This is a genomic window from Myxococcus sp. CA040A (genome assembly GCF_013336725.1).
In the GTDB taxonomy this organism is placed as follows: Bacteria; Myxococcota; Myxococcia; order Myxococcales; family Myxococcaceae; genus Myxococcus; species Myxococcus llanfairpwllgwyngyllgogerychwyrndrobwllllantysiliogogogochensis.
In genome coordinates this window covers 486,638-501,049 of sequence record NZ_JABUMR010000002.1, presented here as the reverse complement: position 1 = coordinate 501,049, position 14,412 = coordinate 486,638, and the positions used below count along the sequence as shown (strand labels likewise).

At 69.3% G+C, this 14,412-nt stretch carries 9 protein-coding genes; 1 reads left to right on the top strand and 8 read right to left on the bottom strand.

Annotated features, from left to right (window positions below; all coding sequences use genetic code 11):
- Positions 1-11 precede the first annotated feature (11 nt).
- The 8 genes from HUA75_RS08915 to HUA75_RS08880 form a co-directional block, all read right to left on the bottom strand.
- Positions 12-1,289, bottom strand: a complete 1,278-nt coding sequence (locus tag HUA75_RS08915) for an MDR family MFS transporter (protein ID WP_371746082.1) — start codon at positions 1,287-1,289, stop codon at positions 12-14.
- On the bottom strand, positions 1,286-2,410 hold the full coding sequence (locus tag HUA75_RS46165) for a beta-propeller fold lactonase family protein (protein WP_217446000.1): 1,125 nt from the start codon (positions 2,408-2,410) through the stop codon (positions 1,286-1,288). The genes HUA75_RS08915 and HUA75_RS46165 overlap by 4 nt, the downstream gene beginning before the upstream one ends.
- An 88-nt stretch (positions 2,411-2,498) precedes the next feature.
- Complete coding sequence (locus HUA75_RS08905; protein WP_217445999.1) at positions 2,499-4,028, bottom strand: FAD-dependent monooxygenase; 1,530 nt, start codon at positions 4,026-4,028, stop codon at positions 2,499-2,501.
- A 61-nt stretch (positions 4,029-4,089) separates the two neighbouring features.
- Positions 4,090-5,508, bottom strand: coding sequence for a cytochrome P450 (locus HUA75_RS08900; protein WP_174486121.1), 1,419 nt, complete (start codon positions 5,506-5,508; stop codon positions 4,090-4,092).
- Entirely contained in the window at positions 5,505-6,368 is an 864-nt protein-coding gene (locus tag HUA75_RS08895) for a cyclopropane-fatty-acyl-phospholipid synthase family protein (RefSeq protein ID WP_174455625.1), read from the bottom strand. Before HUA75_RS08895 ends, HUA75_RS08900 begins: the two co-directional genes overlap by 4 nt.
- 101 nt (positions 6,369-6,469) lie before the next feature.
- Positions 6,470-7,546, bottom strand: coding sequence for a methyltransferase (locus tag HUA75_RS08890; protein WP_141645733.1), 1,077 nt, complete (start codon positions 7,544-7,546; stop codon positions 6,470-6,472).
- A 121-nt stretch (positions 7,547-7,667) separates the two neighbouring features.
- Positions 7,668-7,880, bottom strand: a complete 213-nt coding sequence (locus HUA75_RS08885) for an MbtH family protein (protein WP_141645734.1) — start codon at positions 7,878-7,880, stop codon at positions 7,668-7,670.
- A 58-nt stretch (positions 7,881-7,938) separates the two neighbouring features.
- Positions 7,939-8,862, bottom strand: a complete 924-nt coding sequence (locus tag HUA75_RS08880) for a hypothetical protein (RefSeq protein WP_141645735.1) — start codon at positions 8,860-8,862, stop codon at positions 7,939-7,941.
- 245 nt (positions 8,863-9,107) lie between these two features.
- Here HUA75_RS08880 and HUA75_RS08875 point away from each other — a divergent pair, with 245 nt between their 5' ends.
- Positions 9,108-14,411, top strand: a complete 5,304-nt coding sequence (locus HUA75_RS08875) for a non-ribosomal peptide synthetase (RefSeq protein ID WP_174486120.1) — start codon at positions 9,108-9,110, stop codon at positions 14,409-14,411.
- Position 14,412 lies beyond the last annotated feature (1 nt).

Here is a 14,412-nt window from a genome sequence, read left to right as displayed (position 1 = left end):
CCCACACACGCTCAGAGGCCGGAGCCTGGGGCCTCCATCGCCGGGCCGGGCTCGCCCCATGGACGAACCTGACGACGCAGGAGCGCGCCGAAGACCAGGTACCAGACAGCGGCGAGCAACCCCAATCCGAGGCACCCCATCCACAGCGCGAACGCACCATGCCGGCCGAGCACCTGTCCCCCGAGGGCGGGAGCGACACACGTGGCGAGGCCCCACACCATGTGGAAGGCCCCCTGGTAGCTGCCCCGCGCATCCACGGGCGACAGGTCCGCCACCACCGCGGGCGCCACGGGGGATTGAATCATCTCCCCCAGCGTCCAAACCCCCACGGCCACGGCGGCAAGCCCCGCGGAGGCGGAGAGCGAATGCAGCCCGAAGCCCGCCCCCGTGAAGACCGCGCCCCAGGCCAGCAGCGTCAGGCGACGAACCCGGACCGTCGCGCGCAACAGCAACGGCTCTCCCACGGAGATGATCAACCCGTTGACCGCCATCACCGTGCCGAACATCGCCGGGTCCATGCCGCGCGACTCCAGGTCCACTGGAAGCGCGACGCCCCCCTGACAAAGGATGAACGTCGTCGCGAAGATGGGCACGACCAGGCCGACGAACCGGAGATTGCGGAACGGCGTCAGCATCGAGCCCACTTCAACGGGCGTCTGGCGCACGCCCTCCGTCGAGGGCCGCGTCTCCGGCACCAACACCCAGATGACCATGCCGTAGATGAACGTCGTGCAGGCATCGAGGATGAAGAGGAGCTGGAAGCCCTGCCTCGACATGAACCCCGCCAGTGGCATCGACACGACGGTGGACACGTTGAGCACCCAGTACAGCAGGCCATAGGCGCGCGGGCGATCCACCTCCTGCACCACGTCCGAGATGATGGCGAAGAAGGCGGGCCGGTACAGCTCGCCCACGACGCCCAGGAGGAAGGCGGCGCCAAAGATGTGCACGGGCTCCCGGCAGAAGCCGAGCAGCAACATCGCCCCCGCCCCCAGCCAGAGTCCCCCCGCCACGGTGAGCCTCCGGCCCACGCGGTCCGCCAGCATTCCACCGAGCGGCCCGGCCACCACCGCGCCCGCCCCATACAGCGACGCGACGAGCCCGGCCCGCTCCACGGTGAAGCCCCGCTCCCCCGTGAGGTAGAGGGCCAGGAACGGCAGGATGAACGTTCCCAGCCGGTTCACCAGCGTCCCCAACCACAGCACCCAGAAGGTCCGGGGCAGGCCACCCACCAGGGGGCGCAGGACCGCGGCGACGTGGGCCCTCAGCCTCCCCGGCGGCGCGCTCACTGGGGTGTCCCGGTGAGCACGATGGCCGAGGGGCTCGACCCCGACGGGAACGGTGAGCCGACGATGGGAGCCAGCGCTCCCGACGCGGCGTCGAGCGTGTAGACCGAGACGTTGGGGCCTTCCGTCTCGATGTTCGTCAGGTACATGCGCCCGCCCACCAGGTCGAACGCGATGAAGCGAGGCCCCACCAACGCCGCGAACGGCGAGCCAGGCACCGGGACCAGCGCGCCGGTGCCGGGAACGACGGAGAAGCCAGACACGGTGCCGTCCCCCCAATCCGCCACATAGACGAAGCGGCCGGAGGGGTGGATCTTGATCTGCGCGGGGTTCGCGCCCGTCGGAAACGGAGAGCCCGCGACGGGCGTCAGCGCACCAGTGATGGGATTCGCGGCGTAGCCCCAGACGTCGCTGGACAGTCCGTGCGCGACGTAGACCGCTCCCGTGAACGGATGGACGGCCACGGAGAAGGGCATCGTCCCCGCGCCGAAGGGCGACCCCGGCACGGGCGTCAACGCCCCGGTAACCGGGTTGATGGCATACGCGGTGACGGTGTTCGAGACATCGTTGACCGCGTACAGGAACCGCCCCAGGGGATTCATCCCGAGCGACAGGGGATGTGGCCCCGTCGCGAGGGGGGACCCCGCGAGCTGCGTCAGCGCCCCCGTCGTCGCATCCACCGAGTACGCCGTCAGCGTGTCATCCCCCCAGTTCGCCACATAGGCGAACCGGCCCTGCGGCGTGAACACCAGGTTGATGGGGCGCACTCCGGTGGAGAACGGCGAGCCAGGGATGGGCGACAGCGCTCCGGTCCTCGGGTCGATGGCGTAGACGGAGATGCTCGACGAGAAGTAGTTCAACGCGTACAGCAGGCGCCCGTTGGGGTGCAGCCGCATGAACGACGGGCGCTCGCCAGCCGCGAACGGGGCGAACGGCAGCGCGCCGAGCGCCCCCGTCCTCGGGTCGATGACATGCCCGGTGATGTCATGCGTATAGAAGTGACTCACATAGGCGAAGCGCCCGCCAGTCGCTCCACCTTCCGCGCTCGCGGGACTGGCGAGCGCGACCAGGCACATCAACGCTGACAGCAGGACGCACCGGCCCCAGGACTCGGGCCGCGACATGAGACGATCCACCAGGAGCACAGCGTCTTCTCTTTCTCGACACGGATGTGGCGTCAGGGGGCCCTGACAGTGGGCCCGGGTGAAGTCTTCAGGCGCTGGCCGCGGCGCGCGCGGGCACGGAGGCCTCGGTCGGTCCGCCGCACCACTTGTGGAGCACCGCCTCCAGGCCCGGTACGCCGGCGCGCGTCACGCCCCAGGCGACGATGCCATCGGGCCGGACGAGCAGCGCGGGGGGCAGGTCGATGCGGTCCCACGCGCCGCCGCGCGCCACGACCACCCGGTCCTCCCAGCCATGCCCCACGACGCTCGCGAAGCGCCCCTCGAGAGTCCTGTCCACGAGGACGAACCGCCGCTGGCGCAGCAACTCGTAGAGCCGGACCGGCCGCGCGTGAGGAAGATCCATCTGGATGTCTGGGACGCGGCGTCCGACGAGCGGGTGCGCGTCCGCGCCGCGCGGCGGAGGATAGCGGAGCGTCAGCCCCGCGAACTCCTTCACCACGGGCAGTTGGATCGCCTTCACCTTCAGCGACTGCATGATGAGCCAGCGCACCAGCCGCAACGGGGCGGCGCTGGAAATCTCATACTTGAACACGAGGTCCGTCTTGCGAAGGGTCGCCTTCGCGATGGGATGGCGCTCCTCCTGGTACGAGTCCAGCAATCCCTCCGGCGCCCAGCCTTGGAGCTCCGCGATCAGCTTCCACGCCAGGTTGATGGCGTCCTGCACGCCCACCTGGAGCCCCTGCCCTCCCGAGGGAATATGCGTATGGGCGGCGTCTCCCGCGAGCAGGACCCGGCCCGCGCGGTAACGGTCCGCCTGGCGCTGGTCGCTGCGGAAGCGAGACATCCACAGCGGCTCGTGAATGCCCAGGTCGACGCCGAGGATGGCGCGCACGCTCTGCTCCACCTCCTCCAGCGTGACGGCCTGCTCCAGCGGGACCTGCATGCGCGCGCGGTCCAACACGATGAGCCGGAAGGTGCCATCCCCATAGGGGAAGACCGCCACGGTGCCTCGCGCGCCGGTGATGGCGTGCACAGGCGGATCCGGCGGGTGTTTCAGTCGCACGTCGGCGGTGACCAGCGAGCAGTCGTACGACATGCCCTCGAAACCGATTCCCGACAGGGAGCGAACCGCACTGCGCACGCCGTCACACCCGACCACATAGCTGGCGTGCTCCTTCCACGTCTTGCCGTCCGCGCCCTCCACGTCGAGCGTCACGCCCGAGTCCTCCTGCCGCAGCCCCACGACGCGGGCCTCGCGAACCAGCTCGGCCCCCGCGCGCAGCGCCCACGCCTCCAGCACCTCCTCGGTGCGGTTCTGAGGCATGATCAACATGAAGGGGAAGCGCGAATCGAGTCGCCCGAAGTCCAGGTAGCTCTTCCCATCCCCCAACGGGCCGTGCTTCCACGGCAGGCCCTTCTCGATGGTGGCGTCGGCCTGACCGCGCATGTCGAGCAGCTCCATCGTGTACGGCGTCAGGCCGAACGCCCGGGACCACGAGGATCGCTGGGCGCGGCGCTCCAGGATGCGGCAGGGGATGCCCGCGCTGGCGAGCTCGGCGGCGAGCGTCAGACCGGTCGGTCCAGCACCGACAACGATGACCTTCGGGACGGGCGACACGGGGCTCCTGACGAGGACGGCGGTGGTGTGGTGAAGGGATGGGGAGATGCGAGCCCCGGACTCAGACCAGCTCCACGGATGCGTGGATGTTTCCGCGCACGGGCGTGACCGGCGGCTGGTGGTCCGGCGCGAGGAGGACCATGGGCAGCCCCAACTTGGGGACCAGCGAGATGCGCATCGCCCGGTCGACGCGCGCTCCCGGGACGAGCGTCGGCCGGAAGCGCTGCAGCAACATGGACAGGACGAGCTTCATCTCCAACTGGGCCATGTGGCGCCCCAGGCAGTTGTGGGGACCGGCGCCGAAGGGGGTGTACTCGTGCACCGTGGGCGTGGCCGTCCTCCACCGCTCCGGGTCGAACCGCTGGGGGTTCGGGAAGAGCTCTGGCAGCCGGTGCGTCACGTAGGCGCTCGCGAACACCATGGTGCCCTCGGGCAGCTCGTAGGGGCCGAGCTGGCACGCCTCGCTCGTGTAGCGCATCAGGAACGAGGCGGGAGGGAACAGCCGCAAGCTCTCCTTCACCACCAGGTCCAGGTACTCCAGCTTCTTGAGCTGCTCCACCGTCGGTGGCGCGCCGCCCAGGGTCGTGCGCAGCTCCTCCTGGAGCGTGGCCAGCACCTGGGGATGTCGGTCCAGGAGGAAGAGCGTCCACGTCATGGACGCCGCGCTCGTGGAGTGGCACAGGACGTTGTAGGCCTCGCCCACGAGCTCGTCGTCCGTGAGCCCCTGCCCGTTCTCGTCCCGCGCCGTGATGAGCGCGGAGAGCACGTCCAACTGTCCGGCCTCCGCCTCCCGCTTGCGCCGGATGAGCACCCCGAGGATGTCCTCGATCTCCCGCGCGACCGCCAGCATCTCCCGGTAGGGCGCGCCAGGCAGGTCCACACGCAGGAGCAGCGTGGTGGGAGCGGAGGCGAGCTCCAGCAACCGGGCGATGAGGTACTGGAGCCGCACGCCGTCACCGGCGGGGTCCAGGCCGAACATCGTCTGCATGGCGATGCGCATGATGAGCCGCAGCAGATCCTGGTCGAGCCGTGGCCGCGTCTCCCCCACCGTCCACCGATCCAACTCCGCCTGGGTGAAGCCGACGATGGTGTCCCGGCAGGCGTCGATGCGCTGGGGACGAAAGGCGGGCTGCATCAGCGTCCGGTGCTTGCGGTGGGCCGCGCCGTTCAGCCGGAGCAACCCGAACGTCAGCCGCTCCATGGCCGAATCGCGCGGCAGGTTGCTCTCACGGAAGGCATCCGAGATGAAGCGTTCCGGCTGGGTGAAGAGGAGCTGGTTGTACTCGGGGCCCAGCGCGTACACGTGCCTGGGCTTACGCGGGTCCCACGCGCTGACGGGGCCGTAGCGCTGAAACGCTCGCATGAAGTGCGCGGGAGGGTCGCCCAGCATCCGCAGGCCCTCCAACTGCCAGCCAATCAACGGCAGCGAGCGCGGCCCTGGCAGGCGAGGGGCGCGCGCCGCCACGGCCCCAGTCGTCATGACGCGCTCCGCGCGGCGGCGTGGGCGGGACGCTCCGCGGAGGCGATGACGAAGTCCAGGTTCTCGAAGGTGCCGAACCGCTTCAGGTAGGCGCGGGCCGCCCAACGCACCACCGGGTTCATCCGCTCTGCCATGGCCCCCTCCCCCACCCGACGCAACAGGAAGGAGGAATAGGGCGGGCAGACGTGCTCGCGGATGGACTGGACCTCCACCGCGCCGAAGCCCTCGGCGGCGAGCTTCCGCGCGTAGACATCGCGGGTGTACATGTTCTCGCCCTTGATGTGCATGTTCTGCCGCTCGAAGGCGCCCACCTTCTGCCCGGCCATCGGCAGGATGTCCGCCAGGACGACGCGCCCCCCGGGCTTGAGGACCCGGAAGGCCTGGCGGAAGAACGCCTCGCGCGTGTTGAAGTGGTGGGCGGCCTCCACGCACACCACCTTGTCGAACGTGCCGTCCTCGAAGGGCAGCTCCGTGGCGGAGGCGGCCCACAGGTTGATGCGCTCGCCCAGGCCGCGCTCGAGGACGCGCCCCTGCACCACCTTGAGCTGCGATTCGCTGATGTTGACCGCGTCGATGCGCGCCGGTCCGAACTCCTCCATCCACAGGAGGTCCTGGTCCCCGAAGCCGCACCCCACGTCGAGGAGCCGGTCCCCGGGACCGAGCCTGGCCGTCTGTGCGACGAGCCGCACCAGCGCGCGGGCCGCCTCGTCCAACGTGGCCGGGGCGTCCTTCCAGAAGCCCATGTTCATGAACATGCTCTCCTCGGAGAGGGAGCCGCCCTGGGCCAGGAAGCCATAGTGCGCGCGGACGCGATAGTCGTGCAGGCTCAGCTTGCGGTATGCGTGTTGAAGGATGTTCATGGACCCACCTGTCTGGGGTTTCGTTCCACGGCCTCGAGCGCGCATCGCTCCGGCGACACCGGAGCGCGGCGGTGCCCGAGGCACATGGGGCGGAGAGTTCGCTACTTCGTGGCCTGGAGGACGCCGTGGGGCGTCCAGGCACCGCAGGGGATGCGGTCGGCGCGCTTGAAGCCCGCCGCCTTGACCCACGATTCGTACTGCTCCCACGCGTAGATCATCCCGCCCTCCGCGGGGATGGCCGCGAAGTACACGCTGTCCAGCGCCGCCATCAACGGACCGTCACCCGCGTCGTTGGAGATGGAGCTGAAGATGACCACCCGGCCACCGGGAGGCAGCGCCTCGTAGGCCCGGCGCAGCAAGGAGGTGTTCTCCTCCGGCGTCCAGATGACGAGCTGATGGGAGAACAGGACGCAGTCATGTCCCGGGGGGAACGGCTCCGCGAACATGTCGCCCGCGTGGACCTTGATGCGCTCCGACAACCCGGCCTCCGCGATGCGCCGACGCGTCAGGGGCGCCGTCCCGGGAATCTCCAGGACCGTCACCTCCACGTTCGGGTACGCCTGGGCCAGCGCGATGGCGTTCACCCCATCACCGCCGCCCACGTCCAGCACCTTGCGCACGCCCGAGAAATCCACGTGCTTGAACAGGAGCGGGTTGGACAGCTCAGACCACGAGCGCATGTACTCGTAGAAGACCTGCTCCATGTGGGGGTTCTCGGAGAGGCGGTGGTAGAGGTCCCGTCCCGCCCCGCGCACCCGACGAAGCCCCACGTTGCGGTTGGCCTTCAGCGACTCCGTGAAGTCGACCTGGCCCTCGTAGCAGATGTACTGCTCGAAGCCGACGACCGACTTGAAGATGGCCCAGGTCTCCTCCTTGAACATCCGGCTGATGACCTCGGCGTTGCGGTACGCCCCGTCCACCCGCTCCGTCAGCCGCAGGGACGTGGTGCCCAGAAGCAGGATGTCGATGGCCCGGGGCTGCAACTCCAGCCGCAGGGCAATCTCCTCCTTCGCGAGGCCCGGCTTGTGCTCGAGCAGTTCGAACAGGTTGAGTTCGCAGGCCGCGTTCAGATACTGGGCCGCCGAGGCGCCGAACAGGATGAACGTCAGATCATCGTGCGTCAGCGGACCCGTGGCGGGCCGAGCCGCCACCTTCAAAAGCGCGTTGTCGGTCTTCATCTGGGTGTTCCTCCACATCAAGAGACTGCAGTCGTTCGACCGGCCACATCACGAGGGCAAGGCTCCGCCAGGACCCCACGGGGCCTCTTCCTCGACTGACTTCTGGGAGACGGCAAAAACCCTACGACGTCTGCTCACTCCGGGTAGACAGGGGACGCATGTCTGTCCATGCATTGTCGATGTGGGCCACACAGTCCGAACGGGCTCCGTGGAATCCCTCATCTCGCCAGCCGGGAGGATTGGGGCGCTCCACGGGCCAGATGGAGTACTGCCCTTCGTGGTTCACCACGACCTTGCATGACACGGATTCGTCACTGCCCAGGAATGCAGCCATTGTCTTGTTCCTCCCCCCCAACTCCAGGGAACCAGCATCCAACGGGTCGATGCGGCGCTCACTCCTTGATGAGGTGGAGGCGCACGCGCTTGAAGTGTTCCAGGAGCTCCACGGCGGACTTTTCCGTCCGCTCGGCCATCAACAGACTGGTGCGCTCGGTCCCCACGAAGCTGGCACACACCGTTTTGTGTGCGTCATAGGCCCGCGCGACGGATTGGTAGAAGCCCTCGCGCGCCTCTTCCAGCTCCACCGGGAGCCCCGCGAAGATGGGACGCAGCCCGGCGAGCACCTTCACCATGTATTCGTGGTCGCGCCACCGCAGCCCTGTCATGCCCGGAGGCGCCACGGGCGGCATCAAGGTGGGACGGACCGACTTCTCGTAGGCCGTATAGGAATAGTCGCCCGTGAAGCGCAGCGCCACCTCGGCGCCATTCATCAGGGCGGTGACGCGCTCCAGGTCGGCGCGCGCGGCCTCCAGGTTCCCCGCCTCCACGTCCTCGCGCAGGACGTGAAGGATCACCACCATCCCCTGCACGAGTGACATGAAGACGTAGTGCCCGCGCGTCCACCGACGCAGCGCGTCCCGCTCGCCAGACGCCGTCGAGCGCGGGGGCGAGAGCGCCGCGGCGCCCTCCCGGTCCACCGGCCGGTCCAGGAGCATGTCGAAGAGCACGCTGTAGGCATGCCGCAATCGCCCCCACGCCTCGGGCTCCAGGTCCGTGCCGCTCGTGAGGGCCTCATCCAACAACGTCACGAATCCGTGGAGCGTGCTGTGGACGAGCAGTGGCACCACCCGTCCCTCGACCCGGACAATGGCAAATGCCTGATCATTATCCTTGTTGCCCTGCGAGGCCTCCGGGTCGTCCACCACCGGGGTGAAGTCCCCATCCCCCAACCCCAGTCTTGACAGGGAATCCCGCGCCGCGAAGATCGCCTGATCCTCGGCCGACCTCCGGTGCAGCGCGGCAAGGGGCTCCAGCACCGCTACCTGAGCAGCCTCCCTTTGGAGTTCCCCACGCAGGCGTGGCAGTCGCTCGGGTCGCAAAAGATAGATGCCTGGCGCCGTCACGTGCCTTCTCCTTGCCAATCACTGGCATCCCCACCAAACACCAGCACATTGACACGACTTTCTTGGCTTTACAACTTTAATTGACATTCCGGTTTTAAGTCTTTACGGTCCAGCCCTTACATCAACCATGGTTGGAGTTGTTCTGGGGGCGCCTTCCCGTGGCATTGGACAAATCCCTCTCAATCAAACACGCGCAGCTCCCCCGCCACACGCTTGTCACCCTTCTGCAACAGCGGGCGGAGACCGAGCCGACACGCGAGGCGTTCAGCTTCCTGGGTGAGTCCGGCCAGGTGGAGCAGCGCGTCGACTACGCCACGCTGGCGCGGCAGGCCCGGGCCATCGCCGCGAGGCTTCAGGCGCAGGGGGCGGTGGGAGAGCGAGCGCTGCTGCTCTATGCCCCCGGCCCAGAGTATGTGGCTGCCTTCTTTGGCTGCCTGTTCGCGGGAATGGTGGCGGTCCCTGTCTATCCACCGGAGCTGGCGCGCCCGGAGCGCAGCCTCTCACGGCTGCTTGGCATTGTCCGGGACAGCGAGGCGAAGTGGGTGCTCACGACCGCGATGCTGCGCGGCGTCGCGGAGGGGCTGTTCGCCGAGTTCCCCGAGCTGGAGCGGCTGAAGTGGGAGCTGACGGACGAGCTGCCTTTGGAGGTGGCGGAGGACTGGCGCGCCCTGGAGGTGGATGCCTCCACGGTGGCGTTCCTGCAGTACACGTCTGGTTCGACTGCGACGCCGAAGGGCGTCGTGCTCACCCACGCCAACCTGCTCCACAACCTCGAGGCCATCCACGAGCGGTTCGGCCTCACCCGCCAGAGCCGGGGCGTCATCTGGCTGCCGCCCTACCACGACATGGGACTCATTGGCGGTATCCTCGCGCCCATCCACGGTGGGCTCCCCGTGGACCTCATGTCGCCTCTCACGTTCCTGCAGGCTCCGTTCGCGTGGCTCAAGGCCATCTCGGACCGCAAGGGGACGTGCAGCGGCGGGCCCAACTTCGCGTATGAGCTGTGTGCCCGGAAGGTCACCGAGGCCCAGAAGGCGACGTTGGACCTGTCGTCCTGGGAGCTGGCCTTCTGTGGAGCGGAGCCGGTGCGCGCGGACACACTCGACGCGTTCGCCCGGGCATTCGAGCCCTGCGGCTTCCGTCGGGAGGCGCTGTACCCCTGCTACGGACTGGCGGAGGGGACGCTCATCGTCACGGGGCCCGCCAGGGGCCGGGGGGCCCGCGTCCGGACGTTCCAACGAGAAGCGCTGGAAGCCCACCGTGCCATTCCCCTGGAGCGCGCTCCAGAAGACGGGCAGACGAGCGCGACGCACGTGAGCTGCGGCGAGGCGGCGGCGGGGCTGCACGTGGGCATCGTGGACCCGGGGACGCGGCGGCGGCTCGAAGAGGGCCACGTGGGAGAGATCTGGGTCCAGGGGCAGAGCGTGGCCCAGGGCTACTGGCGACAACCCGAAGCGACGGAGCAGGCCTTCGCGGCCCACGTGGCGGGCTCGGACGACGGGCCGTGGCTGCGCACCGGGGACCTTGGCTTCCTCCAGGATGGTGAGCTGTACGTCACCGGGCGGCACAAGGATCTCCTCATCATCCGGGGCCGCAATCACTATCCCCAGGACCTGGAATTGACCGTGGAGCGCAGCCACCCCGCGCTGCGTCCGGGTTGCGCGGCGGTGTTCGCGCGCGGTGACGAGGCCACCACGGGAGTCGTCGTCGTCCAGGAGCTCGACCGGCGCTACCCGGGCGAGGACTGGGACGCCATCTCGAACGCCATCCGGCAATCCCTCTCCCTGCAACACGGTGTGGGCGTCGATTCTGTCGTCCTCATCCGCGCGGGCGCCCTGCCCAAGACCTCCAGCGGCAAGGTCCAACGTTCCGCGTGCAGGGAGGCCTGGCTCGCGGGACGACTCGCCCCCGTCCACGCGGACGCGCCCCAGACGCGGGAAGTGCCCGACCGGCTCTCGCGAGACGACCTGATGGCGCGCTCCGAGGACGAACGGCGCGCCGTGCTCATCGACTTCCTCTCCCGGGCCGGGAAGCTCCCCCCGGGGTTGCCTGCCCACGAGGCCGCGCACCACTCGCTGGGGCTGGACTCGCTCGCCCTCGTCGAATTGAAGCATCGCCTCGAACGGGACCTGGGCGTCTCGTTGGAGTTGAGGCTGTTGTTGGGCGCCCCCTCCCTGGAGGAACTCGTCACCCACCTGCTGGAGGCGTTGCGCGCGGCGGCGCCACCTCCGAGGGCCGAGGAGTTCCCACGCGACCAGGAGGCCCACCTGCTCCTGACGCCGGGGCAGCGGGCCTTGTGGTTCCTCCAGCAGTTCAAACCCTCCTCCCTGGCCTACATCCTCGCGAGGGCGGCCCACATCCGAGGGCCCCTGGACGTGGCCGCGCTGCGCCGCGCGTTCGAGGTGCTCGTCGCGCGCCACCCCTCCCTGCGCGCCACCTTCTCCCTCGTCGGAGAAGAGCCCATCCAGCGACTCCACGCCCGGCGCGCGGACCTCCTCCAGGTCGTCGACGTCTCGGGTGAAGACTCGCACACGAGCCACGCCCGACTGAGGGAAGCCGCCTTCCAACCCTTCGACCTGGCCCGGGGTCCGCTGCTCCGCGCGACGTTGTTCTCGAAGGCGGCCGACGAGCACGTCCTCCTGCTGGCGTTCCATCACCTCATCGCGGACTTCTGGTCGCTCGCCGTGCTGGTGGAGGAGCTGATCCAGCTCTACGAGGGGACTGGGAGCGAGGGCGCGCTGCCCCCGCCCGGGCATCCCGCGACGTGGCTCCAATGGCAGCAGCAATACCTGTCGAGTCCCCGCCAGCAGACTGACTGGGAATACTGGCGACAGCGGCTCGACGGCCCCTTGCCCCTCCTGGACCTGCCGCCCCCGTCGCCCGTCCCCTCCGCGCGACCCCCAGCTCCGGTTCATCACTTCGCGCTGGGGCAGCGGATGCAACGGCGCGTCGACGACTTCTCCCAGCGCCACGACGTGACGCCCTTCGTCTCGCTGCTCGCGGCGTTCCAGGCGCTGCTGCACCGGCTGAGCGGACAGGACGACCTCATCGTGGGGACCCCGGTGGCGACGCGAGGCCCCGCGGGCACCGCGCGACTGGTGGGCTATTGCGTCAACACCCTGCCGCTTCGCGTGGACCTGGCGGATGGGCCCGGGTTCGCCGCCCTTGTCCGGCGCACCCGCGACCTCGTCCGAGGGGCCCTGGAGCATCAGGAGTTCCCCTTCCCCCTCATGGTCGAACGACTGCATCCGGAACGCGTCGCCGACCGCACGCCCATCTTCCAGACCCTCTTCGTCCATCAGCGCAGTCCCCTCTCGAGCCATCCCGCGCTGTCGTCGTTCGCGCTGGGCGATGGCGCCGCCCGGCTGCGCATGGGCGGCACGAGCGTCGAGCTGCTGCCACTGCCCCCCGCCGCGTCCCCCTTCGAGCTCATGCTCGCCATCGCGCCGACCGATGAGGGGCTCTCCTGCGCGTTCGAGTACGACCCGGCGCGCTTCGACGCGGCCTTCATCGAGCGGCTCGCGGCGCAGTACGGTCACCTGCTGGAAGCGGCCCTGGACGACGCGGACACGCCCATCGCACGGCTGTCGCTGCTGCCCGCATCACAGCGCGAGCAGCACCTGCTCGCGTGGAATGACTCCCACCGGTCCTATCCCGCGGGCGACGCTCTGCACGCCCTCGTGGCCCGTCAGGCGCGGCGGACCCCGGACGCGGTGGCGCTGGTGCACGGCGCGCGGCGGATGACCTACGGCGAGCTCCTCGCACGGGCCTCGGGGTTGGCGGCGAAGCTGCGCCGGCTCGGCGTGGGGCCCGAGGTCCGCGTCGGCGTCTTCAGTCACCGCACGCTCGACCTGGTCGTGGGTCTGCTCGCAGTGCTGGAGGCAGGGGGCGCCTACGTGCCGCTCGACCCCCAATATCCGCAGCCGCGCCTGGACTTCATCGTCCGCGACGCACGCATCCACGCCCTGCTCACGGAGCGCTCCTTGGACGAGCGCCTGCCCGCGAGCACGGCCCACCGCGTGTTCCTGGACGAAGCACACGACGAGGGGACGCTGGCCCCCGAGGCACCCGCGGAGGAGGTCCACCCCGACCACCTGGCGTACATCCTCTACACCTCCGGCTCCACCGGCCAGCCCAAGGGCGTGGCCATCTCCCACCGCAGCGCGGCGAACTTCATCCACTGGGCCGGCGAGGCGTTCAGCGACGAGGAGCGACAGGGCGTCCTGGCGGGCACGTCCATCTGCTTCGACCTCTCCGTCTTCGAGCTGTTCGCGACGCTCAGCCACGGAGGCAGCGTCATCCTGGCGGACAGCGCGCTGCACCTGCCGGAGCAGACCTCGGCCACCGTCACCCTCCTCAACACGGTGCCCTCGGCCATCACCGAGCTGCTCGCCTCGGGCGGCATCCCCGACACGGTGCGCACCATCAACCTCGCGGGTGAGCCCCTCACGCGGGAGCTCGTGCGGCGGCTCTACCAGGAGACGAAGGCCACCCGCGTGGTGAACCTGTATGGGCCGTCGGAGACCACGACGTACTCCACGTTCACCACCCTGCCCGCCGAACCCTCCGAGCCGGTGAGCATCGGTGGGCCGGTGGCCAACACCCAGGTCTACGTGCTCGACGCCCACCTCCAGTTCGTGCCCGCGGGCGTTCGGGGCGAGCTGTTCATCGGCGGCGCGGGCGTGGCGCGGGGCTACGTCGAGCGGCCCTGGCTCACCGCGGAGCGCTTCCTCCCGGACCCGTTCTCCGGACTCCCGGGGGCGCGGATGTACCGGACGGGAGACCACGTACGACAGCTCCTGGATGGAACGCTGGAGTTCCTGGGCCGGGTCGACCACCAGGTGAAGCTGCGTGGCTTCCGCATCGAGCTGGGCGACATCGAGGCCGCGCTCCGACAAGAGCCCGGGGTGCGCGACGCCATCGTCGTGGTCAAGGGAGAGGGCGCGCGACGACAGCTGGTCGCCTACGTGGTGCCTGTCCGCGAGAGCACGGGGTTGGAGGTGTCCGCGCGCCATCTGCGAGAACACCTGCGCGCCCGGCTCCCGGAGTTCATGGTGCCGGCGACCCTCCTGGTGCTGCGGGAGCTGCCGCTGACACCCAACGGCAAGGTCGACCGCGCGGCGCTGCCCGACCCACTCACCCGACCGGAAGATCCGGGCGCCGACTACATCGCCCCGCGCAACGAGCTGGAGACTCGCATCGCCCAGGTCTGGGCGGAGTTGCTCCAACGAGAGCGCGTGGGCGTCCACGACAACTTCTTCGACCTGGGCGGCAACTCCCTGCTGGCGACCCGGGTGGCCACACGGCTGTCCTCGGCGCTGCAAATCCAGGCCAGCGTCCGCACCGTCTTCGAGCACCGGACGGTAGCGACGCTCGCGGAGAACCTCGCCCAGGCACGGGCGTCGTCCTCCGGCCCCTCCACCATCACCGCGCAACCCCGGGTGCCGTATCGCGGCGGCTAGT

Coding starts and splice junctions, on each gene's coding strand:
- HUA75_RS46165 (WP_217446000.1), bottom strand. CDS start 2,410: ATGTCGCGGCCCGAGTCCTGGGGCCGGTGCGTCCTGCTGTCAGCGTTG.
- HUA75_RS08890 (WP_141645733.1), bottom strand. CDS start 7,546: ATGAAGACCGACAACGCGCTTTTGAAGGTGGCGGCTCGGCCCGCCACG.
- HUA75_RS08900 (WP_174486121.1), bottom strand. CDS start 5,508: ATGACGACTGGGGCCGTGGCGGCGCGCGCCCCTCGCCTGCCAGGGCCG.
- HUA75_RS08885 (WP_141645734.1), bottom strand. CDS start 7,880: ATGGCTGCATTCCTGGGCAGTGACGAATCCGTGTCATGCAAGGTCGTG.
- HUA75_RS08895 (WP_174455625.1), bottom strand. CDS start 6,368: ATGAACATCCTTCAACACGCATACCGCAAGCTGAGCCTGCACGACTAT.